Consider the following 22,667-nt stretch of genomic DNA (forward strand, 5'->3'; position numbering starts at 1 on the left):
AGGTGACTTCGCCGGAACTCGCCCTCACCGTTCGACTCAACACCTCTGCCGCCGACCTACGCCGCGGGGTAGTGCGCTTGCACCCCGAAGCGTTGGCGGCGTTGGGCATCCGCGAATGGGATGCCATCGCACTCATGGGAGCCCGCGGCACCGCGACCGTCGCGGGCCGTGCGCCCACCGGAACCCCGGCAGGCACGATCCTTCTCGATGACGTCACCATGTCGAACGTCGGCCTGACCGAGAACTCATCCGTCGTGGTCGGTCCGGTGACGGTGTACGGAGCGCGATCCGTCTCCGTCACCGGCTCGTCCATGGCGACAAATTCGATCAGCTCGACGGTTCTGCGACAAGCCCTTCTGGGCAAGGTCGTCAGCGTCGGCGACACGGTCTCGCTCCTCCCCCGCGATCTCGGTCCGGGTACGAGCACTTCCGAAGCCACCCAAGCGCTTTCCCGTACCTTCGGCGTCGCGTGGACATCCGAACTGCTCACCGTCACGGCCGTCGAACCTGCCGGTGGTCCGGTCAGCGTCCAGCCGAATTCGGCAGTCAACTGGGGTTCCGGCTCGGCGGGCACACTGACACCGAGTGCGCTTGTTTCCAGTCCGGCCGCCGTCGCGATCGAGCCTGCACCGTCGGTTCCGCTGGATCACCTCGTCGGCGCGCAAGCGCAGGCAGCCAAGCTGACCGAGTGGCTCGGCCTGGCACTCGACGAACCAGAACTGCTCCGTACGCTCGGCGCCTCACCGCACCTCGGCGTCCTCATCACGGGCCCCGCCGGCGTAGGCAAAGCCACGTTGGCCCGCTCGGTCCTGTCCTCGCGCAAACTGGTCGAACTCGACGGCCCGGGAGTCGGTGCCACCGAGGCGAATACCCGCCTGCAGCGAATCGTCGACGCCGTTGCTGCCGTGCGCGGCGGTGGCGTACTGCTGATCAGTGACATCGACGCTCTGCTTCCGGCCACCGCGGAACCGGTGTCCGCACTGATCCTCGAACAACTGCGCAGCGCCGTCGCAACCCCGGGCGTGGCATTCGTCGCGACCTCCGCCCATCCGGAGACCGTCGACGCGCGCCTTCGCGGCCAGGATCTCTGCGATCGAGAACTCGCACTTACCCTGCCGGACGGCGCAACCCGCAAGGCATTGCTCGAACTCCTGCTCCGCCGCGTGCCCACCGGAACCCTCGAACTCGACGCCATCGCCTCGCGCGCACCGGGATTCGTGGTCGCCGACCTCGCGGCGCTCTGCCGTGAAGCTGCCTTGCGAGCGGCGACGCGGGCCTCCAAATCCGGTGATTCTCCGGAGATCACGCAGGAAGATCTTGTCGGTGCCCTCGAAGTGATTCGGCCACTGTCTCGTTCGAGTACCGAAGAACTGTCGATCGGCAGCGTCACCCTCGACGACGTCGGCGACATGGTCGAAACCAAACAGGCGCTCACCGAGGCGGTGTTGTGGCCGCTGCAGCACCCCGACTCCTTCGCGCGCCTCGGTGTCGACCCACCCCGCGGCGTGCTCCTCTACGGCCCTCCTGGCTGCGGCAAGACGTATCTCGTTCGTGCCCTTGCCAGCTCGGGGCACCTCAGCGTTCATGCCGTGAAAGGCGCAGAGCTGATGGACAAGTGGGTCGGCGCCTCCGAAAAGGCCGTAAGAGAGTTGTTCCAGCGCGCACGCGATTCGGCGCCCTCGTTGATCTTCCTCGACGAAATCGACGCCCTTGCCCCGCGTCGTGGTCAAAGTTCCGACTCCGGGGTGTCGGATCGCGTCGTAGCCGCGTTGCTGACCGAACTCGACGGCGTCGAACCGCTACGCGACGTCGTGGTGTTGGGCGCCACCAACCGACCGGATCTGATCGACCCGGCTCTTCTGCGCCCCGGCAGACTCGAACGTCTCGTATTCGTACCGCCGCCGGATGCGGAGGCCCGCAAAGCGATTCTGCGTGCTTCCGGCAAGTCGGTACCGCTCGCCGAAGATGTCGATTTGGACATTCTGGCCGTCGATCTCGAGGGATACTCGGCAGCAGACTGCTCGGCTCTCCTGCGTGAGGCTGCACTCGCCGCCATGCGTCGGAGCATGGACGCGGCCGACGTGACGGCCGCGGACGTGGCAACCGCCCGTGAGAAGGTACGTCCCTCACTCGATCCCGAGCAGGTGGCACACCTACAGGCGTACGCGGACAACCGATAAGGACTGACCATGGCTGCTGATCTGGTTCTGTACGGCGACATCGTGACCATGCACGAGGAAGCACCACGCGCCCAGGCGCTCGCCGTGACGGGCGGCCGGATCACAGCCGTCGGCGCGCGCACGGACGTCGAGGAACTGGTGGGGCCGGATACCCGCGTCGTCGACGTCGGAGGTGCCACTGTTCTGCCGGGGTTCATCGAGCCACACGGTCACCCTTTGGAAGAAGCCATCGTGCTCGGGCCTGACGTCGTCGACATCCGGCCTGTCACGATCGCCGAGGCGGACGCCGTAGTTGCTGCCGTCGTCGACACTGTTCGTTCGCGAGGTGCTGCCGGCGCTTCTCTGAACGGTTGGGACCCGTTGCTGCAGAAGGGCCTACCCGACCCGACCATCGACTGGCTGGACTCCGTAGCGCCGGAGTACCCCCTCGTGATCATGCACAACTCGGGACACGTCGCGTATTTCAACACGGCGGCAGCAGTGCAGGCCGGCATCACCCGCGATACCCCCGATCCGATCGGCGGATCGTACGGCCACGACGCGACGGGCGCACTCGACGGAGCCGCGTACGAAATGCCTGCGGTGTTCGCAGTCGCGGGCCACGCAGTCACTATCGGTGACGACTTCCCCGCACTGGTGGCGGCCGAATGCGCCCGAATGAACGCCGCCGGAATCACCACCATCGCCGAATTGTCGTTCGACCCCAAGATGCGGCCCGCCCTGGCAGCGATAGCCGACGCCGGACTGCTCACCACCCGCCTGCGGCTCTACGAAATGTCCAACGACGCACGCACTACCGAGGCGTCGCCGGGCGACGGAAACGACCTGGTGCGCCAGATCGGCATCAAGGTCTGGTCCGACGGTTCGCCGTGGGTCGGCAACATCGCCACCAGTTTCCCGTATCTCGATACCGAAGCCACCCGTGCGCTCGGGATCGCCTGCACGCACGGGCATGCCAACTACACCGGCGAACAGATCCACGACATCAGTTCCGCTTACTTCGCCAAGGGGTGGCAGATGGCGTGCCACGCCCACGGCGACGACGCGATCACCATGGTTCTCGACGCGTGGGAACGACTTCTGAAGGAGCACCCCCGGCCCGATCACCGGTTGCGTCTCGAACACGTCGGCGCGATGCGTCCGGATCAGTTCGTCCGCGCGGCGGAACTGGGCGTCACGGTCAGCATCTTCATCGACCACCTGCACTACTGGGGTGACGTTCTGGTGGATGACCTGTTCGGCCCCGAATACGGATCCGTCTGGGCCGCAGCAGGTTCTGCGCTGGCAGCCGGGCAACGGTTCACCTTCCACAACGACGGACCCGTCACCCCCGCCAATCCGCTACGAAACATGCAGGACGCCGTCACCAGGCTTTCGCCCAGCGGCCGCGTCGTGGCACCCCAGGAACGGATCCCCGTGGACGCCGCCGTGCGCGCCCATACGGCCAACGCCGCGTGGCAGCTGTTCAGCGAAGATCACATCGGGTCCATCTTTCCCGGTGCCTACGCGGATCTTGTTGTGCTGTCGGCAAATCCCCTCGACGTCGAGCCGACCAGGCTGGCCGACATCACGGTGCTCGCCACCATCCTGGAGGGTCGGACGGTGTACGGAGACCTGAGCGCGATCGGCTGATCGGTCGCCGAACGCCGTGGACAAAGGCCGATAACCTTCTCTGCTCGAGTTCCAAGGATTGTTGCGAAAACGGAGACGGCGCAAGTGGTCTCAGGGTCCGGTGCGGATGTCGTCAACGACCTGAGCGATCGCATGTTTCGCCCAGGCCGTGATCTGCTCGTTCGTGTCGCGGTAGTACGGCAAGGCAACCAATGCAATCGACAGAGCCCATGCGCGGCCACGCGTCCAAGTGCCCTCGTCCACGTCAACATGAAGCCGGAATGTATGCCGAGTGCTCGGCGTCAGCAGAGTCCATGCAATGAGGCAGTCGAGATTGCCTGCCGCAAATCGAATGAAGATCCGAAAAGTCCCAAAAATCGGAATTGTCGAAAATTATTGCATAGGAACAGTTTTCGAGATACAAGTCTTGTGTTCGAAACTTTGTTCGATTAGGCTTTTAGCATGGACAGTCGGGAAGCGTGGCAGCTGGATGGCGAGGGCCTCAAGAGCGAGGTTCTGGATCTGGTGCGCGCCCGACACGAGTTGCAGTCGCGGATGGTGTTGCTGATCGTGGAGATGTTTTCCCGGGAAGTTCTCGGCGGGAAGGGTTTTCGGGCGATCGCACAGTGGTTGCACGGTTCGACGAATCTGGAGATCGGTGAGTGCAGTCTGCTGGTCGGGTTGGCGCGGTTGTTGATGCTCGAACCTGTTGTCGCGGATGCGTTTCATCGTGGTGACGTGGATGCGTTGAAGGCGCGGCAGGTGGCGTCGTTTTGTCAGCATCCGCCCAAGAACATGACCCTGGCGGATGTGGACAAGGCTCGCGGGATTCTGTTGGGGTTGGCGTCGCAGAACATTGCGGATTGTGATGCGGTGCGGGCGGCGATCCGGCGGATCGAGAAGCAGTACGGCAAGCGCGAGGACGGGGTTCCGGTCGGTGAGGATTCGGAGCGTAACGAGTTCTACGCGTCGAAAGGTTTGTACGGGCGCGTGTCGGCGAAGGGTGACTTGGATGCTGTGAACGGGGCGCGTCTGATCACGTTGTTGTCGAGCCTGTCGGCTCCGACGCCGGAGAAGGACGGGGTCAAGGACACCCGTACGCCGGCGCTGCGGCGGGCGGATGGGTTTTGCGAATTGTTGCGGCGGTACGAGCGGGCGGGGTTGGGTCCGATCGAGGGCGGGGTGAAACCGCACATCACGGTGACTGCGTCGGCAAAAGATATGACGGACCTTAAAGTTCTGAAAGACCTCCTGCCGTCCACTGAGGAGTTGGGGTTCGCGTGGGCGGATTGGGTGGGCCCGATCAGTATCGATACTGCGCGGATGTTGGCGTGCGACTGCACCGTGACGCGGATTTTGTTGGATGCGAATGGTGTTCCGCTCGACTGCGGTAAGGAAGCGAGAACGGCGACGGTTCCGCAGCGGCGGGCGTTGGCGGTTCGGGATGGCGGGTGTGCGTTTCCGGGGTGCGGGACGCCGTCGGGGTGGTGCGATGCTCATCATATTGTTCACTGGAACGATGGTGGCCCAACAGATCTCGACAATCTGATCTTGTTGTGCGGTCATCATCATCGGACACTGCACCACACCGAATGGCGGGTCGAGATCGGGCCGGATCGCAAATCGGTGTTCTATCCACCGATGTCGATCGATCCGTATCAGCAGCCGATCGGCGGGAACGGCCCACCGACAGCAGCCTGAAGTGAAACAACTCGAGACGCGAGCACCGGGGCACGATCATGCCCCGGTGCTCATGCTGCGTTCCGTCATCTTCGCGGAGACGTACGGCCTACCAGCGGTTCCGAACCTCCTCGGCAAATCCGAGGAGATCTCGAACCACCACGGAGGTACCGTCGTCGAGGATCACTGTGCCGGAGAACTTTCCGAACACCTGATGCTGAATCGAACGCAGCACCCCGACGTCGAAAGTCGCGGCACGGTCGATGATCGGCTCGAAAGTCATCTCGAAGCGACCATCGTTGCTCGAGAAGTTCCAGGGAGCGCCGTCGTACGTTCCCTGCGGGATGCCGAAGTCGATCCTGTCCAGTTTGTGTGCCCGCCCTCCGACAAACACGATGTTCTCGCTGGCCGCCGTAGTATCGCCGAAGCCGTAACCGATGTTGAATCCGAACCGCTCGCCGTTCACCAGTCCGGATGCAGAACCCCAGTACCAGGTGTTGTCGTAAGTCCAGACTCCCCTGCCCCAATCGAGAACGCCGAACGAGTCCTCCGAGCGAAATGTGAAGTCGTCGCTCCCGATTCGCACGGTCCCGGCAGCGGGCAGGCAGTTGATCTTCTGGTTGTAGTAAAACGAACGGGACGCCTTCGGAAACGGTGTGGCGATCACCATCCGGTCATCGGCAGGACTCGCCAGGAACAAATCGGCATGAAGACCTCGTCCACCGTCGAAAGCCGGGTAGTCGACAATCAGGTGGCGCCCACCGTCCACATGGCGAAACTCGAAGCGAGCTTTACCTTTCGACACCACCACATCACCGTCGTCCGCGCTTTCGGGCAGGCCGAGCCTTCCCATCGGGAACGGCAGCATCACGTTTTCGGTAATCTCGTGTGGTGTTCGGAAATCGAGCCAGGAGACTCCGAGCAAGCCCATGTACCCATTGTCGGCGACGGTCAACGCGATGCCGTAATCCGCAGTAAGAACGCAGTAGTAGTCCCACTCCTTGATCCGGAACTTCGGAGCGGCGATCGCAGAGCGTCGATACTTGCGAATCTCCGATGGGGCCCAACCCGTCTCGACCAAATGTCCGCCATCGTCGAGAAGCGGGCCGGGCGACATCAGTGTCTGCATTCTTACTTCCAGCGTCCCAAGATCTCGTTCGCACGGTTGGCCAATGCCATCTGGAAGAACGGACCGAAGCTCACACGTGCCACTCCGAGCGGACCGAAACTTGCCGGGTCGTCCTGATCCGGGATTCCGATCGCATTGATCGGAAGTGGGAGCTCGGACGTCAGACGGCGCTGGGTCGCGTCGTCATGCCGCCCGACGGGGTAAAGAACGTCGGCGCCGGCGTCGGCCGCCAGCTTGAGGCGTGCGATGGCGCGATCGACGCGATCGGACTCGTCACCGACCTGCTTCACGAACAGGTCGGTGCGCGCGTTGACGACAACGTGAACTCCGGCTGCGTCGGCGGCCTGACGAAGCCCACCCACGAAGTCGGCGTGCTCCTGGGCCTCACGCAAGCGTCCGCCTTCACTGTGAACGGTGTCCTCGATGTTGAGTCCGACAGCGCCGGCATCGATCAACCCGTCGATGAGAACTGCCGGCTCGAGCCCGTAACCACCCTCGATGTCCACCGAGATCGGGGCGTCGACCGCACCGGTGATCTGCTTGATCCGGTGCAGAAGTTCGTCGAAGGTGATGCCCTCGTTGTCCGGCTTGCCGATGGAATCGGAAACCGGGTGGCTGCCCACCGTCAGGGCTGCAAAACCTGCAGCCACCGCAAGATTCGCCGACCACGCGTCCCATACCGTCGGGAGAATGACCGGATTACCTGGCTGGTGCAACGCCAATAGAGCAGTTGCCTTGTCGTTGATCGAAGTCATGCGGTGGCTCCTCGAGATCGTGGGGTGTACCTCTCACCTACCGACTCTAGTGAGCGACCGGGCAGCCTGTGCTCTTGTAATCGACCTGGAACTCCTTGATGCCGTGATCCAACCCGAGCGCAGACGGCGCGGATCACCGATCTTGGTGATGTCCGGGACGTTGTCGGCGATCGCGTTGAACATCAAGTCGATCTCCATACGAGCGAGGTTGGCACCGATGCAGAAGTGCGCGCCCGTTCCGCCGAAGCCCAAGTGCGGATTGGGGTTACGAGTGATGTCGAACGTCATCGGGTTCTCGAAGACGTCCTCGTCGAAGTTCGCGGAGCTGTACAGCATCACCACGCGCTGCCCCTTCTTGATCGACACTCCTGCCAATTCCGTGTCCTCGAGCGCGGTGCGCTGGAAGGCGGTGACGGGTGTCGCCCAACGGACGATCTCGTCGGCCGTCGTCTTGGGACGTTCCTTCTTGTACAGCTCCCACTGCTCGGGGTTGTCCAGGAACGCGATCATTCCGTGCGTGATGGCGTTGCGGGTGGTCTCGTTCCCTGCGACCGCCAGGATGAGCACGAAGAACCCGAACTCCTCCGGGCTCAAGGAGTCGCCGTCGATGTCGGCCTGGACCAGAGTGGTGACGATGTCGTCTGCCGGGCAGGTACGACGTGCGTCTGCCATTTGGTACGCGTATCCGAGGACCTCGGTGGACGCGACTGCCGGATCACCCTGGTATTCCGGGTCGTCGTAGCCCATCATCTCGTTGGACCACTTGAACAGCTTGTCTCGATCGTCCTGCGGTACACCGATCAGATCCGCGATCGCCTGGAGCGGCAGCTCGCTGGCAACCTGCTTCACGAAGTCGCCCGGGCCTTCGCTCACAGCGGTGTCGACGATGCTCCGTGCACGACGGTCCAATTCGTCGCGCATGCCGTTGATCGCGCGAGGCGTGAACAGCTTCGAAATCAGCTTGCGGAGCTTGGTGTGCTCCGGTGCATCCTTGTTGAGCAGAAGATGCCGGAGCATCTCGACGGCCTCACGTGGCATGTCGTCGGCGAAACGCGCGATCGCGGTGTTCTCCCAGCTCGAGAACACATCGCTGCGCTGGCTGACCTCTTTGACGTCAGCGTGACGCGAGACCACCCAGTAGCCCTCGTCCTGGAATCCACCGACCGTCGGCGGCTGCTCACACCACCACACGGGTGCGTTGCGACGCAGTTCGGCGAATTCCTCGAAAGGGATCCGCTCCCCGAGGACAGCAGGATCGGTGACGTCGAATCCGGCCGGCAGGTCAGGCGTGCGTGTTGTGTCCGAGATGGTCATGGCGTCCTCTGATCGGTCGAATGTGCGCTACACCACAGAGTAGCTTTCACTAACGGACTGTCAAGTGAAAGACGGAGAGTCTCGTGCAACTGACCCGTGAGAGCCCCCGCGGCACTAGGATCCTGGTAATGACAGATACCTCCGGCAGACTGACGCTGCGAGAGAAGCAGAAGCAGCGAACCCGCGCAGACCTCGTGGATGCCGCCGGCGCGCTCTTCACCGAACGCGGATACGCGGCTGTCACCGTCGAGGACATCGCCGGCCGGGTCGGTTGCAGCCGAGCCACCTTCTACCTGCACTTTCCCGGAAAGATCGACATCCTCAAGGCGCTCGGCTCGAACACCGTCGTATCCAGCACCCTCGCCATATTCCAGGATCTCGACCACGTACTCGATTCCGGTTCGCGCGAAGAATTCGCCGGCTGGATCAACCGCGCTCTCGACTGGTGCCGCGATCACCACCACATGATGCGGGCGTGGGACGAGGCCATGGTCCTCGAACCCGAGTTCCGCACACTGGCCCGCGAAGGCATCTCAGCACTGCCCAACGCTATGCCGTCGTACCTGGCACGCTGGCCGCAGAGCCGACACGACGAGGCGAAACTCCGGGTCGAGCTCCTGCTGACACAGGTCGAGCGCTTCTTCATTCGCTGGGCGGAACAGGGCGCGATCACCGCGGGTGCGGACGTCGCAGCAGACGTTCTCACCGACATCTGGTTTCCGGCACTCACGCCGCCCACGACCGATGTCGCGGCGCCGCGATAGGTTGGCCCGATGCCACTCGATCTTCGAGCGATCCTCACCACCGTCGCTGCGCTCCTGTCCGGGATACTCGCTGCGCTGGCCCTGACCAATCCGGTTCTCCGTGACTGGGCCATCGTGGCCTCTCCGTCGGAAGTAGATCGCTGGATCAGCAGTGGACCCACCGCTGTCGGGCTCGGCGCCGTGGTTGCCGTGCTTGCCTGCGCACTCTCACAGCGTCGCGGCTCCCGTCGGGCAGCCTGGATCGCGATCACCGTCGGGGTCGCCGTCATCGCGATCATTCGGGCAGTCGTGCCCGAGGTTGCGTCACTGGACCTGCTGATCGCCGTGATCATCGTCAAAAGTGTTGCAGCCGGTGCGATTCTGGGTTGTGTGGTTGCCGTCAGTTGGGATCGCACCGCCACGAAGAACGCCACCCTCCTCGGCGTGCTTGCCGCCTTCCTCGCGGTTCGCACGTTCGCCGGCGGGACGGGCCGAATGAGTACGTCTTCGGTAGGTGAGCCGTCGTGGTGGCTGATCGGCGCCACGGCCGCAGCAGCAATCGCCTGTGCAGTGACCGCGCAATCCGGCTTCCGGATCCGCAAGCCCGACGCGGGCGAAATCCGCATCGCGCTCGTGGTGATCGCCGCGCTGGCGATCGGGCATCGAGTGCTCGGCGCCGTGATCGATCGCCAGCAGTACGCGTCCGAGGCAACTGCCTGGATCGTCATGGTCTTGGCAGCGGGCGCTGCGCTCGCGTTGACATGGATCGCCGCCTACCGTCTCGGCGACACCTCCGGTGCTGGTGGCAAGTTCCTCTGGGCCGCAACCGCTCTGGCCGCTGCGTCGGCTCCGCTGTTCGTCGACATCGCGAAGGGTTCCGGCCACTGGGGAGACCTGAAGTCCCCCTGGGTACTGGTGCTTTTCGCAGCCCTGCCGGTCGCCGTCGGATTGCGACTGCACAAGCAGGTGCCAAACCTCGTTCCCATCGCCGTTCTCGTTGCGGTACCGCTGTCAGAACTACTGCCCTTCGACTCCGCGCACGGTGTCTGGTCAATCGCACTGAAGATCGCCTCGCTGGGTCTCGCCGCCGGATTGCTGTTCGGTGCCCTGGCTCCCGGCAGCCTGGTCGACGCCACACTCGGACTCGCCATTCCCTTTGCCGCAATGACCTTCTCGTCGATCGCCATTCTCACCGATCAGCTCACCGCGCCGCCAGAGTTGACAGCGGCAGACATTCAGCGATTGATGGAACTTCCCATCCCGGCGCACGTCAGCGCCAACGGAGGACTATTCGGACGCGGAATAGGCATCACCATCGACTACGTCACCCCTCAGACCGTCGGCGCTGCAATCCTCTTCGCCTTGATCATCGGCTTCTGCGGTGCAGCGATCCTCCGACGGTCCCATCCACCCGTCGACACCACGGAATCTCGGATCGAACCGGAGCCAGTCGACTGACACACCGTCACCGGACTGAGACCTGCTATTGCGGTGCAACTGGTACCGGATTGACTATTTTGGAGCAGTGCCCATCGCCCGCAGGACGCTGCTCGTCGCGCTGAGTGGTGTGACGGCATTCGTCGTCACCGTCGTCGCCTTGGCACCGTTCGTGAACAGCCAGTCGACGTCGATTTCGACGGGCGACCGATTCTGGTCCATCTCGACCATAGGCGCCGGCGTCTTGGCTGTCGTCGCGGTCGGGACAGCCGCGATGATGGCCCGCTGCCGGTTGCGGACCGCGGCCATGACGGTCTTCGGTGGACTCCTACTCGAACTGCCCGGGCTCTACGATCACAACTTCGAGGCACTCTCACCCGTCGGTGCGGGAGTCGCTGTCGGCGCGGTCACGGTTGCTGCCGCTCCCCGGGTCCGAGCCGCTTCCGTCGCGGGAACGATTGTTGCCGTGCATGTCTCGGATTCACTCCTCGACGAAGACGCTATTCCTCGGCGGTACGCGGACTACATCGCCGACAACACCAACCAGTTTCAACCACCAGTGTTGGGGGCAACACTGCTCGCGCTCGCTTTGGCCGCCGCCTGCGTCGCCGCGTTCTGGTTCCACGACTTCGACAAGGACCACCCCAAGGAACGGATGGCCGTTCGACCGGTGACTATCGCGGCGGTGCTCACTCTCTTCGGGGTCGCTGCGAATTGGTGGTTCGAGATCACCACCGTCACGGCGGCGGTGCCTCTACTACTCGTCGCGCTGGTGATCACGGTGATCTGCGCGCGGGTGCTGGGCGACGGCAGTCGAATCCTGCTGATGTGTACCGCTGCCGTCGCAACTCTGGCGGCGGTCTCGGCGAACCGTCCCGCAACCGAAGCCATGGAATGGTCGAAAACCCCCGCCTCCACCGCCGTCGTGATCGGACTCGTCATCGTCGCCGCGGCAGCGATCGGCGCGATCGCTCCCTCGCGGGTCGTCGGCTACGGATTGCTCCTGACGGTCACGGTCGCCGGGATCGTCAGCTACGCCACGTCGCCGTCGCCGAAGATCGGTGACGTTCTCACGATCAGCGATCTTCTTGTCGCCTTCACCGCTGCGGTCGTCACATACGCGATCGCCAGCGCGATGTACCGAGAGCCACCGCGGACCGGAGCGTCGCGAGCACTCGTCGGACTCGGTGTCATCTTCGGCCCGACGGCGCTGGCCCTGCTCGTCTATCCGCAGTTCGACTACGGATGGACGGCGTACACGCCGCTCGACGAGAACAAGCCCTTCAACGGCATCACGACGGTCGGCCCGTTCGAAATCTCGACCGACATTCTGATACTCGACGCCGTGGCGCTGATCATCGTGGCCGTCTGCGCCTACGTGAGTCTCCGATTGGGGCGGATCAATCGATCCGTTCCTCCGCCGATCAGTCGATCAGATCCATCGACGCCAGGCGATGGAACACTTTGAGCGATCCGGGCGCCACCTCGTCCATCGCTGCGTACTCGGCGAGCGTGAAGTAGCGGAACTCGGCGATCTCGCTGGTCGGGTGCGGGTCTCCGGCCATCTCCGCCAGATAACAACTCATGTGCAGGCCCGTGTCCGCGGAATGTCCGAAAGCGTGAGCCTCGAAGACGTCGAGGAACGTGACCGTCCCGTCGACCAGATCGACGTCGAGTTCCTCCCGAATTTCGCGGTGCAGTGCCTGCTCGGGCGTCTCCCCCGGGTCGATCTTTCCGCCGGCCATGTAGAACGCCGTCTTGCCCACGGAGCGGGTCTGGATCAGCTTGCGGTCACGAATGTGTGCAAGGGCAGCGGTACGGATGATCGTGGTGGGTGTCGACGGATTCACGTCGTCCAACCTACGTGTATCAGCGAGTGCCGATGATGTCCGAATCGACTCGCTGCACATCGAAACTGCCACGCCCGGTAATATGTACGCAAAGACAACCTCTCCGACAAGGTGAATTGTCTCGTTAATCCGATAGGTTCGATTTTGTTCGGACACCCCGCCGCCCGCTGACAACACGACGGAGTGCCTTTTGCTCGCTATCTTGCTTGCCCATGCCGTTGCCGCCCTCTTGGCTCCGCTTGTGGTGCGCAGGTTAGGGCGAAACGGCTTCTTCCCCCTCGCGATAGTCCCCCTCGCCGGCCTCGGCTGGGTCATCGACAAATGGGGCACCGTCGAGACGCTGCACATCACCTGGGTTCCAGGGCTGTCGATGGACATCGACTTCAGGTTCGACGCGCTCTCGGCCATCATGGCCGTGCTCGTCCTGGGTGTCGGCACGCTCATCCTGGTCTACTGCGCCCGCTACTTCACCGACGACGAACCTCGACTCGGTATCTTCGCCGCCGAGATGGTCGCCTTCGCGGGTGCCATGTTCGGGCTAGTGACCAGCGACAACATGCTGCTTCTCTACGTGTTCTGGGAACTGACGACGGTCCTGTCGTTCCTGCTCGTGGGTCACTACGCCGAACGCGCCACCAGCCGCCGCGCCGCGACCCAGGCACTGCTGGTCACCACCGCGGGTGGTCTGGCGATGTTGGTCGGCATGATCATCCTCGGCCAGGTCGGCGGCAGCTACAACCTGTCCGAACTGGTCGCGAACCCGCCGACGGGGTGGCTCCCGTCCGTCGCGATCGTCCTGATCCTGATCGGTGCGCTCTCCAAATCGGCAATCGTGCCCCTGCACTTCTGGCTTCCCGGTGCAATGGCCGCGCCAACCCCTGTCAGCGGTTATCTTCACGCTGCTGCAATGGTCAAGGCCGGTATCTACCTCGTCGCGCGCCTGGCTCCCGGGTACGCCGATTCGCCGCCGTGGCGCATCACCATCATCAGTTTGGGTCTGCTGTCGATGCTCCTCGCCGGTTGGCGAGCCATGCGCGCGTACGACCTCAAACTCGTCCTCGCCTTCGGAACGGTCAGCCAACTCGGCTTCATGATGGTCCTGGTCGGCATCGGCACGCGTGACGCCGCCCTGGCCGGCATGACGATGGTCGTGGCGCACGCGATGTTCAAGGCCGCACTCTTCATGGTCGTTGGCATCATCGATCACACGACCGGCACCCGTGACCTGCGCAAACTTGCTCACCTGGGTAAAGCGGCACCCGCTCTCGCGATCATCGCGAGCCTCGCTGCCGCCAGCATGGCCGGTCTGCCACCGCTACTCGGATTCGTCGGCAAGGAAGCCGCACTCGAATCGGTGCTCGAAACGAACGCGCTCGGCCACTGGTCGTCCATCGCCGTCGTCACGGTGATCGTGTTGGGCTCGATCCTCACCGTCGGCTACAGCGTCCGCTTCATCTGGGGCGCCTTCGGACGTAAGACCCTGAGCAAGCCGAGCCCAGCCGTGAGCAAGATGCACAAGCCGGGTTGGCTGTTCCTGTTCGCGCCAGGCCTGCTCGCTGTTCTCGGTCTGGCCGCCGGCATTCTCTCGCCCCAGCTCGAGAAGCTGCTGACGCCGTACTCCACCACGCTGGCCCCCGGACCGCACGCCGACTACCACCTCGCGCTGTGGCACGGATTCAACACTCCGCTGCTGCTCACCTGCATCGTCATCGCCGGCGGCATCGCGCTCTACATCGCGCAGCGTCAGATCAGCCGACTGCACTTCGAGCACCCGCCGCTCGGCAACGCCGACCGTATCTACGACGCGACCCTGCGCGGCATGGACACCATCTCGATGCGCCTGACCGGTGCCACTCAGCGTGGTTCGCTCCCCCGCACACAGTCGACGATTCTCGCGACGCTGGTCGTTGTGCCACTGTTCCTGCTGATCATCGACACCGATGGCGGCGGAGTCGACCTTCGGATGTGGGATTCACCCATCCAGTTCACGATCGCGCTGATGATGATCTCGGCCGCCATCGCCGCGACGCTGATGCGCAACCGACTCGCCAGCGTCATCCTCGTCGGACTCACCGGCTACGGCTGCGGCGTGTTGTTCGCGCTGCACGGCGCACCCGACCTCGCGCTGACCCAATTCCTCGTCGAGACACTGACACTGGTGATCTTCGTGCTCGTGCTCCGGAAGTTCCCCGCCGAAGTCGACGAGAGCAAGGCGATCGGCTTCAAGTGGCCGCGTGCCGCACTCGCCGTCGCCGTCGGTATCACCGTCACCACCATCGCGGCCTTCGCGACCAATGCCCGAAACACTCGTCCGATCTACGAGCTGCTTCCCGACGCTGCCTACGACCTGGGCAACGGCAAGAACGTCGTCAACGTCCTACTCGTCGACATCCGCGCATGGGACACCCTCGGTGAGATCTCGGTGCTGCTGGTCGCGGCAACCGGCGTCGCCAGCCTCGTCTTCCGCAACCGCCGGTTCGGTATCGCGCCGCGCGTCGCGGACGCCCCCTCCGTCATCGTCGACAAGGCAGCGGCGAACTCGGACACGACGTGGCTGCGCGGCGGAGACCTCATCGATCCTCGACACCGTTCGCTGGTTCTCGAGGTCACCACGAGGTTGATCTTCCCGACCATCATGGTGTTGTCGATCTACTTCTTCTTCTCCGGTCACAATGCCCCCGGTGGCGGTTTCGCCGGAGGCCTGACGGCGGGCCTGGCGCTGGTACTTCGGTACCTCGCCGGCGGACGCTACGAACTCGGTGAAGCCGTACCCATCGACGCGGGCAAGATTCTCGGCCTCGGTTTGGCGCTGGCCGCGGGCACCGCCCTGGTGTCGCTGTTCCTCGGCGCCCCGGCGCTCTCGTCCGCCGTCTTCGAGTTCACACTCCCGCTCATCGGCCACGTCAAACTGGTCACCGCACTGTTCTTCGACCTGGGCGTCTACCTCATCGTGGTCGGCCTGGTCCTGGACGTACTCCGAAGTCTCGGCGCCCGCCTCGACGCAGAAATCGAGGTGAAAGCACCATGAGCGCAAACATCGGAATGCTGATCCTGATCGGCGTCCTCACGTCGGCCGGTGTCTACCTGCTGATCGAACGAAGCATCACTCGGATGCTGCTCGGTCTACTTCTATTCGGCAACGCCATCAACCTCTTGATCCTGACCGTCGGTGGATCGGACGGGAATCCGCCCATCGTCGGCCGAGATTCGGTCCACGAGGAAATAGCGGATCCGCTCGCCCAGGGCATGATCCTGACGGCGATCGTGATCACGATGGGTATCGCCGGCTTCGTTCTGGCACTGGCGTACCGGTCTTACAAGATCAACACCGCCGACGCCGTCGAGGACGATCCCGAGGACACCAAGGTTCTCAAGCGTCGCCTGCCTGCCGACGCTCCCGACCACGACCGCTCCGACGACCCGGTCACCGGTGCCCCGAGCATCGGCGGCGACGCATTCGACAAGGACGGCAACCCTATTCCCCTCGAACAACTGGTCAACCTCGAGGACATCGAATGCTACGACGACCTCCACGACGGCGACTTCGAGGACGAACCGGTACCCGACTGGGCCACCGACCTTGCTCGTAAGAAGGAATCCGAGAAGCGGCGCAAAGACGCTCGCCAGACCAAGATCGAGGGAGGTGGAGGCGCATGACCATCTCGGACAACCTGATGGGAGCCCTTGCGCCCCTGCCCGTCTTGATCCCGATGCTGGCCGCAGCTGCGACGCTGGTCGTCGGCCGACGTCCTCGTTTCCAGCGCGTGATCACACTGATCGCGCTCGTCGGCGTCGTCGCGGTGTCGGGCTTGCTGCTCTACCTCGCCGACCGCGACGGTACGACGGCCGTTCAGGTCGGCGGCTGGGACTCCCCCATCGGCATCACACTCGTGGTCGACCGTCTCTCGGCGATGATGCTCGTGGTCTCGTCGGTGGTGTTGCTCGCGGTCATGATCTACGCGATCGGTCAGGGTATTCGCGACGGCAGCGAGGCCCAGCCGGTCTCGATCTTCCTGCCGACCTATCTCGCATTGACTGCCGGTATCTCCAACGCGTTCCTCGCCGGTGACCTCTTCAACCTCTACGTCGGGTTCGAGGTTCTGCTCGCCGCGAGTTTCGTGCTCCTGACGCTCGGTGCCAGCGCCGACCGCGTCCGGGCCGGCGTCTCGTACGTGATGGTCTCGATGGTGTCCTCGCTGATCTTCCTGGCGGGCATCGCCTTCGCCTACGCGGCGACCGGCACCCTCAACATGGCCGACATGGCCCTGCGCTTCGACAACATTCCGCCGGGCACACGAACCGCCATCTTCGCTGTCCTGCTCGTGGCGTTCGGCATCAAGGCCGCGGTTTTCCCGCTGTCCGCGTGGCTACCGGACTCGTATCCGACCGCGCCCGCACCGATCACCGCCGTCTTCGCCGGGTTGCTCACCAAGGTCGGTGTGTACGCGATCATCCGCGCACACTCACTGCTGTTCCCGCAAGGAGAACTCGACAACGTACTGATGGTGTGCGGCCTGCTCACGATGGTGGTCGGCATCATGGGTGCCATCGCGCAGAGCGACATCAAACGTCTGCTCTCGTTCACACTGGTCAGCCATATCGGTTACATGATCTTCGGTATCGCGCTGTCCACGACGTCCGGGCTGTCCGGCGCGATCTACTACGTCGCCCACCACATCATCGTGCAGACGACGCTCTTCCTCGTCGTGGGCCTGATCGAACGACAAGCCGGGTCGTCGTCGCTGCGCCGTCTCGGCGGTCTGGCGGCGGCCAGCCCGATCCTCGCGATCGTCTTCCTGATCCCGGCGCTGAATCTCGGTGGTATCCCGCCGTTCTCGGGCTTCATCGGCAAGGTCGCGCTCCTTCAGGCCGGTGCGGCCGACGCCAGCGCGCTTGCCTGGATTCTGGTGGCCGGCGGCACTATCACCAGCTTGCTGACGCTCTACGCCGTCGCCCGCGTGTGGACCAAGGCTTTCTGGCGAGCCCGGGCCGACGCGCCCGAAGGTGACCTCGCCGACGTCAGCCCGTCAGCGTTGATCGACGAGTCCGAAGAGGACATCGCGTTCGTCGACCGCGAGGATGTCGGCAAGATTCCGCTCTTCATGCTGATTCCGACGGTCGGGCTCGTCATCGTCGGTCTGGCACTGACGGTGTTCGCGGGCCGGATCATCGACATCAGCGACAGAGCGGCGAAGGACCTGCAGGACCGGTCCATCTACATCGACGCGGTTCTCGGCAACCACCGGCCCGTGCCGGTCGACGAAGCTCCCGTCGCTGCAGACGACCCCGCAGCCGTTCCGAATACCGAGGCCCCGAACACCGACGTCCCGAATACCGAGGAGGCTCCGCGATGAAACGCGAACAGGTACTCCGCGTCGGGATCCTGCTGTGGCTGATGGTCGTATGGATCCTGTTGTGGGGCAACATCAGTTTCGGCAACATCTTCGGCGGACTCGCCGTAGGCCTGATCATCATGGTCCTGCTTCCCCTCCCCCGCGTACCGGTCGAGGGTCGGGTACATCTGCTGTCGATTCTGCGTCTGTTGTGGATGATCGTGTACTACGCGATCCAGTCGAGTATCCAGGTCGCGTGGCTGGCGATCCGCCCGTCGCCGCCCCCGGTCACCGGAGTTCTGCGGTACCAACTCGGGATCAAGTCCGACCTGGTTCTCACGCTGTGCATCGACGTTCTCAACCTGATCCCCGGCACGATGGTTCTCGAGATCGACCAGAACCGACGCATCGTCTACGTCCACGTGCTCGACGTCGGCTCGCAGAAAGCCGTCAGCGCGTTCTACCGCTCGGTGGAGGACCTCGAGCGGTTGTTCATCGCGTCGTTCGAACGTGATTCGGACTGGCAACCCAGCCCATGGCACCAGCGCGACTACGAATTCGATGCACCCCGGCAGGAGGACCAACCATGAACGGGTTCATCACCACGATCTTGATCATTTCCGGAGTGATTCTGCTGATCGCCGCCGTACTGACCACGTTCCGATTGCTCGACGGTCCGAGCTCACTCGACCGCCTCGTCGCCCTGGACACGATCATCGCGGTCTCGATGTGTGGACTCGCGGTCTGGGCCGCGTACAGCAAAGACACGACCATCGTTCCCGCGATCGTCGCGCTGGCGCTGGTTGGCTTCATCGGTTCGGTGTCCGTCGCGCGCTTCCGGGTGAGTGACCAGTGATCGGCAACATCCTCGACACGATCGGGGCCATCTCCATCTTCCTCGGCGCGCTGCTCGCGCTGACCGCCGCGGTGGGAATCGTTCGCTTCCCCGACACTCTGCGTCGTATGCACGCGGCCACGAAACCTCAGGTGGTCGGACTGATCTTGGTCCTGATGGGCGCCGTGTTCCTGCTTCGTGGGAGCGTCGACATCTGGATGTTGGTCCTGGTGGGCATCTTCACGCTGCTGACGGCGCCCGTGATCGCGCACAGCGTCGGCCGAGTCGCCTACCGCGAACAGCGCGAAGAGGACGACCTCATGAAGATCAACGAGCTGGAAGACCCGGACTCTCTGCTGTAGCGGCATCCCACTCGCCGTCGCGCTCGCCCCACACCGCAAGAGCAGTGCCGGGGCGGGCGAAGAAGGTGGCGAAGTACGCCACCGACATGAGAACCAGGACAGCCATCAGCAGCGGCCCGAAGATCGCCGGGTACTCGGCCATCTGCACCGCAGCGAACCGGTACGAGAGCAACAATCCCGCCAGGAGTGCCGAGCCACCGATCAACAGACGCACTCGGAACCACCCCCAGCCGCGCTCCGGATCCCGTAGCGCCGCATCGAGGGTCAAGCACAGGACGGCACCGGCAATGAGGTCGACGCCGTAGTGGAATCCGAAGCCGAGCGTCGCGGTCAGGGTCGCAACGAGCCAGAACGATCCCAGGCTGCGAATCCACCACGGTCCGCTGCGCGAGTGGATGAACAGCGCGACTGCCCACGCGGTGTGCAGGCTCGGCATGCAGTTTCGCGGTGCGGCGTCGTCGAACGGCAGCGACGACGGTGATGCGAAGTCGAAGTTGGGCACGATGTTCGGCCAGTAGTCACCGATCTGGAATCCGAACCCACGCGGACCGAAGGCGAACACCGGGCCGACCACCGGGAACAGGACGTAGAAGATCGGGCCGATCAGCCCGATGAGCAGGAACGTGCGCAGCAGGTGATGCGACGGCCATCCCTTACGTACTTGATAGAGAGCAACCACGATCACTGCGACCGGCAGTTCGACGTAGATCCAGTCGAGGGCTGCTGCACCGACGGGGCCCATGGCGTCGACGATCTGGCCCATCACCCACGACGGATTCCCGAGAGCCTGGTCGGCGAGGAACACGTACTCGTCCCACACGTCGGTGCCGACGAGAATGGTGATCTCCAGCCACGTCTCGGCAACCTTGGCCGCGATGATGAGCAACGCGCCGAGAGCGACGCCGTGCAGAACGCTGAGTCGACGCTCACCGGACAACTTCCACACCGCGTACACCGCGATGGCCGTCAGCACCCAGGTGCCGCCGGTGCCCATCGTCAGCGGTCCACCCGAGAACCAGCGGATCGCGCCGACGACCACGTCGATCACGACGGCCGCGGATACCGCGTAGATGCGTTCTTTGTTGTTCAGTCCGACGAGCGCGAGAGCGAGGCCCACCCAAGGCATGGTCGCGGAGCGGGGAACGAGGAAGTAGTCACCGAACAGGCTTTCCACCGGACCGAGATAGCCCTTGTACGACGCGAACGCCTGCACGCCCAGGACCAGCACGGTCAATGCTGCTGTGCCGATCAGAAGGAGTCGGTGAGAACTCGACCACGAACGGTCCGACTGTCCGGGTGCGCCCCCTCGTTGGGACCAACTGTCTATCAACACCGGACAATAGTAAACGGCGTGTGAACTGAATATGGACACCCACTGGACAAACGGTTGGTATGCCCGGATTTCCAGTCCGCGAAACAGTCCTTCGCACTGTGAACCTGCTAGGTGCCCAACTCTGCGACCAAGGCGTCGACGACCGCAACCAGATCGCCGCCCGTCGCTTCCGCGACACGACGTTGCCGCTGGTAGGACGCGCCGCGACGGGGAATGTCCGCCACCGACGCCAACTCGTCCGCGCAGCCGAGTGAGACCGCAATCGGCGCCAAGTCGTCGAGCAGGCGATCCAGATCGTCAGTGACGAGGCACTCGTTTGCGTCGGAGTCGAGGATGATCTCGGCGTCCAGTCCGTATCTCGCTGCGCGCCACTTGTTTTCCTTGACGTGCCACGGCTGCATGTTCGGCAGAGTCTCACCGGCGCTCAGTCTGCGGTCCAGATCGACGATGAGGCAGTGGACCAGAGCAACGAGGGCACCCAGTTCGGCGCGTGTCGAGACGCCGTCGAACACCCGGACCTCGATGGTTCCCCACTTCGGCGCGGGACGGATGTCCCAGTGCATGCCACCGATCTTGGTGATCACACCGGTCTTCATCTGGTCGTCGATGAACGACTCGTATTCGGCCCAGTTCTCGAACTGGTACGGAAGACCTGCGGTGGGGAGCTGCTGGAACATCAATGCTCGATTGGACGCATACCCCGTGTCGACACCGGCCCACATCGGCGAGGATGCCGACAGCGCCAGCAAATGCGGATAGCGCTGCAGCAGTGCGTTGATGATGGGGAAAACGCGGTCCGCGGACGAGACACCCACGTGGACGTGCACGCCCCAGATCAGCATCTGCCGACCCCACCACTGCGTGCGTTCGATGAGCTCGTCGTAGTCGGGCGTCCGGGTGACCAACTGAGTCGACCATTGCGCGAACGGGTGCGTGCCCGCGCTGATGAGGTCGACGCCCAGCGGATTCGCAGCGCGACGCAGCAGATCCAGTGACCTGTCGAGATCACTCATCGCCTCGCCGACCGTCGAATGAATACCCGTGACGAGTTCGACGGTATTTCGCAGTAGTTCCTTGGTGATGTGCGGGGTTTCGGAGCCGGCAAGCTCTTCGACCGCCGAAAACACCTCGGCTGCTGTGTTGGAGAGATCTCTGGTCTTGCGATCGACCAGCGCGATCTCCCACTCCACGCCCAGCGTCGGGCGCGGCGAACCTGGAAATGGAACTACCACGCAGAGAATCCAATCACAGTGTCGGTAAAAACACCGTGCTGGCTACTGCGTGGTAGTCGCCGGAAGTGATGCAAAACTCAGGTGAGTTGTCAGCTCTTGGTGATGACACCGCAAGCAACGCGTCCGCCTGCGTCACCGGTGTCTAGAGTCTGCTGGTCCGGTGCCGGCGCGTAACGCGTCGGGATGTTGCCGAAGTTGTCCGCTCCGGCGTGGATCATGACGGATGTTCCACCGTTTGCGACCAGTTCGTCGACGGTGAATGCATCGGTCGTGGTGACCAGCGTGGCGGTGCCGTCTTCGAGGACCTGAACCGAAGTGAGGTCGCCGCTCGCCGGGTGGCCCGTGTGACCCTCGGCCTGGAAGTGTCCGCCTGCCGAGAGGAAGTTACCCGGCTCTCCGCCGCTGGGGGCAACGGAATTGGTCTCGCACTTGGCGACCTGGTGGACGTGGAATCCGTGGAAGCCGGGGGTGAGGCCCTTGGCGTCGAGGGTGACCTTGACGTCGCTACCTTCCTGCGCGAACGTGACCGTTCCGACCTTGGCGCCGTCGGTGCCGTTCAGCGTTGCGGTGACCGTTTCGGCAGAAGCGCCGGCGTGAGCCGTCTCGGAACCGTGGCCGCCCGCGCTTTCGTGCGCGCTGGGATCGGCTGCACCGGTCCACACCGGAGGAGTCGTGCCGGGGACGCTGCTGGGCTCTTCGCTGTTACTGCAAGCGGTCAAGCCGAAAGCGGCAATCGCGACTACAGGGGCAACGACGCGCCAGGACATACGCCGGGTGCTGCTGGGGGCCATCGAACCGCTCCTTTGAGGTGGCGAGAAAGTGCTTCTGATCATAACGGCGCGTGTAGTAGCTGGAACCGACGGGTCAGTTCCA

General features: G+C 63.8%; 19 protein-coding genes and 1 pseudogene. 12 read left to right on the forward strand and 8 right to left on the reverse strand.

Annotated elements, in window-relative coordinates; genetic code table 11:
• The first annotated feature begins 2 nt into the window (after positions 1–2).
• Both ABH939_RS18675 and ABH939_RS18680 read left to right on the forward strand, forming a co-directional pair.
• Positions 3–2,180 carry an AAA family ATPase gene (locus ABH939_RS18675; protein WP_003941536.1) on the forward strand — a complete coding sequence of 726 codons (2,178 nt, stop codon included), beginning with the start codon at positions 3–5 and terminating at the stop codon, positions 2,178–2,180.
• A gap of 9 nt (positions 2,181–2,189) precedes the next feature.
• Positions 2,190–3,812: an amidohydrolase gene (locus tag ABH939_RS18680; protein WP_404649935.1), complete on the forward strand. Its 1,623-nt coding sequence runs from the start codon at positions 2,190–2,192 to the stop codon at positions 3,810–3,812.
• Positions 3,813–3,902: 90 nt separating this feature from the next.
• On the opposite strand, the gene ABH939_RS18685 is transcribed toward ABH939_RS18680, so the two are convergent.
• Positions 3,903–4,055, reverse strand: coding sequence for a hypothetical protein (locus ABH939_RS18685; protein ID WP_003941486.1), 153 nt, complete (start codon positions 4,053–4,055; stop codon positions 3,903–3,905).
• Between the two features lie 198 nt (positions 4,056–4,253).
• Between ABH939_RS18685 and ABH939_RS18690 the strand changes: the two genes are divergently transcribed.
• Complete coding sequence (locus ABH939_RS18690) at positions 4,254–5,492, forward strand: DUF222 domain-containing protein (RefSeq protein WP_404649936.1); 1,239 nt, start codon at positions 4,254–4,256, stop codon at positions 5,490–5,492.
• An 88-nt stretch (positions 5,493–5,580) separates the two neighbouring features.
• Here ABH939_RS18690 and ABH939_RS18695 read toward each other — a convergent pair whose 3' ends face one another.
• The 3 genes and pseudogenes from ABH939_RS18695 to ABH939_RS18705 form a co-directional block, all read right to left on the reverse strand.
• Positions 5,581–6,600, reverse strand: a complete 1,020-nt coding sequence (locus tag ABH939_RS18695; RefSeq protein WP_073512162.1) for a DUF2804 domain-containing protein — start codon at positions 6,598–6,600, stop codon at positions 5,581–5,583.
• A 2-nt stretch (positions 6,601–6,602) separates the two neighbouring features.
• Complete coding sequence (locus tag ABH939_RS18700; protein WP_007730096.1) at positions 6,603–7,355, reverse strand: isocitrate lyase/phosphoenolpyruvate mutase family protein; 753 nt, start codon at positions 7,353–7,355, stop codon at positions 6,603–6,605.
• Positions 7,356–7,401: 46 nt separating this feature from the next.
• Positions 7,402–8,669: pseudogene (locus tag ABH939_RS18705) on the reverse strand (cytochrome P450).
• Positions 8,670–8,797: 128 nt separating this feature from the next.
• On the opposite strand from ABH939_RS18705, the gene ABH939_RS18710 reads away from it, so the two are divergent.
• The 3 genes from ABH939_RS18710 (at position 8,798) to ABH939_RS18720 (ending at position 12,317) form a co-directional block, all read left to right on the forward strand.
• Entirely contained in the window at positions 8,798–9,433 is a 636-nt protein-coding gene (locus tag ABH939_RS18710) for a TetR/AcrR family transcriptional regulator (RefSeq protein ID WP_042926208.1), read from the forward strand.
• 9 nt (positions 9,434–9,442) lie between these two features.
• Positions 9,443–10,870 (forward strand): hypothetical protein, encoded by a 1,428-nt coding sequence (locus ABH939_RS18715; RefSeq protein ID WP_073512164.1) that lies wholly within the window; start codon positions 9,443–9,445, stop codon positions 10,868–10,870.
• 67 nt (positions 10,871–10,937) lie between these two features.
• Positions 10,938–12,317, forward strand: a complete 1,380-nt coding sequence (locus tag ABH939_RS18720; RefSeq protein ID WP_223304380.1) for a hypothetical protein — start codon at positions 10,938–10,940, stop codon at positions 12,315–12,317.
• Here the strand turns inward: ABH939_RS18720 and ABH939_RS18725 are convergent.
• Positions 12,274–12,708, reverse strand: a complete 435-nt coding sequence (locus ABH939_RS18725; RefSeq protein ID WP_207624522.1) for an NUDIX domain-containing protein — start codon at positions 12,706–12,708, stop codon at positions 12,274–12,276. The two genes, ABH939_RS18720 and ABH939_RS18725, sit on opposite strands and share 44 nt — an antisense overlap.
• A gap of 181 nt (positions 12,709–12,889) precedes the next feature.
• On the opposite strand from ABH939_RS18725, the gene ABH939_RS18730 reads away from it, so the two are divergent.
• From ABH939_RS18730 to mnhG, 6 genes are read left to right on the forward strand one after another with little or no spacing between them, the layout of a single operon-like run.
• Positions 12,890–15,727: a Na+/H+ antiporter subunit A gene (locus ABH939_RS18730; RefSeq protein ID WP_404649939.1), complete on the forward strand. Its 2,838-nt coding sequence runs from the start codon at positions 12,890–12,892 to the stop codon at positions 15,725–15,727.
• Entirely contained in the window at positions 15,724–16,356 is a 633-nt protein-coding gene (locus ABH939_RS18735) for a Na(+)/H(+) antiporter subunit C (RefSeq protein ID WP_003945054.1), read from the forward strand. The genes ABH939_RS18730 and ABH939_RS18735 overlap by 4 nt, the downstream gene beginning before the upstream one ends.
• Positions 16,353–18,053, forward strand: coding sequence for a Na+/H+ antiporter subunit D (locus tag ABH939_RS18740; RefSeq protein ID WP_003945059.1), 1,701 nt, complete (start codon positions 16,353–16,355; stop codon positions 18,051–18,053). Before ABH939_RS18735 ends, ABH939_RS18740 begins: the two co-directional genes overlap by 4 nt.
• Positions 18,050–18,622 carry a Na+/H+ antiporter subunit E gene (locus ABH939_RS18745; protein WP_003945063.1) on the forward strand — a complete coding sequence of 191 codons (573 nt, stop codon included), beginning with the start codon at positions 18,050–18,052 and terminating at the stop codon, positions 18,620–18,622. Before ABH939_RS18740 ends, ABH939_RS18745 begins: the two co-directional genes overlap by 4 nt.
• Entirely contained in the window at positions 18,619–18,888 is a 270-nt protein-coding gene (locus ABH939_RS18750; protein ID WP_003945061.1) for a monovalent cation/H+ antiporter complex subunit F, read from the forward strand. Before ABH939_RS18745 ends, ABH939_RS18750 begins: the two co-directional genes overlap by 4 nt.
• Positions 18,885–19,229, forward strand: coding sequence for a monovalent cation/H(+) antiporter subunit G (gene mnhG / locus ABH939_RS18755; RefSeq protein ID WP_003945045.1), 345 nt, complete (start codon positions 18,885–18,887; stop codon positions 19,227–19,229). The genes ABH939_RS18750 and mnhG overlap by 4 nt, the downstream gene beginning before the upstream one ends.
• Here the strand turns inward: mnhG and ABH939_RS18760 are convergent.
• The 3 genes from ABH939_RS18760 to sodC form a co-directional block, all read right to left on the reverse strand.
• Positions 19,195–20,562 (reverse strand): phosphatase PAP2 family protein, encoded by a 1,368-nt coding sequence (locus ABH939_RS18760; protein WP_042926204.1) that lies wholly within the window; start codon positions 20,560–20,562, stop codon positions 19,195–19,197. The genes mnhG and ABH939_RS18760 overlap by 35 nt on opposite strands.
• Positions 20,563–20,669: 107 nt before the next feature.
• Entirely contained in the window at positions 20,670–21,794 is a 1,125-nt protein-coding gene (locus tag ABH939_RS18765; protein ID WP_003945034.1) for a glutamate--cysteine ligase, read from the reverse strand.
• Positions 21,795–21,883: 89 nt separating this feature from the next.
• Complete coding sequence (gene sodC, locus ABH939_RS18770) at positions 21,884–22,585, reverse strand: superoxide dismutase[Cu-Zn] (RefSeq protein WP_007730117.1); 702 nt, start codon at positions 22,583–22,585, stop codon at positions 21,884–21,886.
• Positions 22,586–22,667 lie beyond the last annotated feature (82 nt).

The organism is Rhodococcus sp. 27YEA6, from assembly GCF_044908235.1.
Lineage (GTDB): Bacteria > Actinomycetota > Actinomycetes > Mycobacteriales > Mycobacteriaceae > Rhodococcus_F > Rhodococcus_F qingshengii.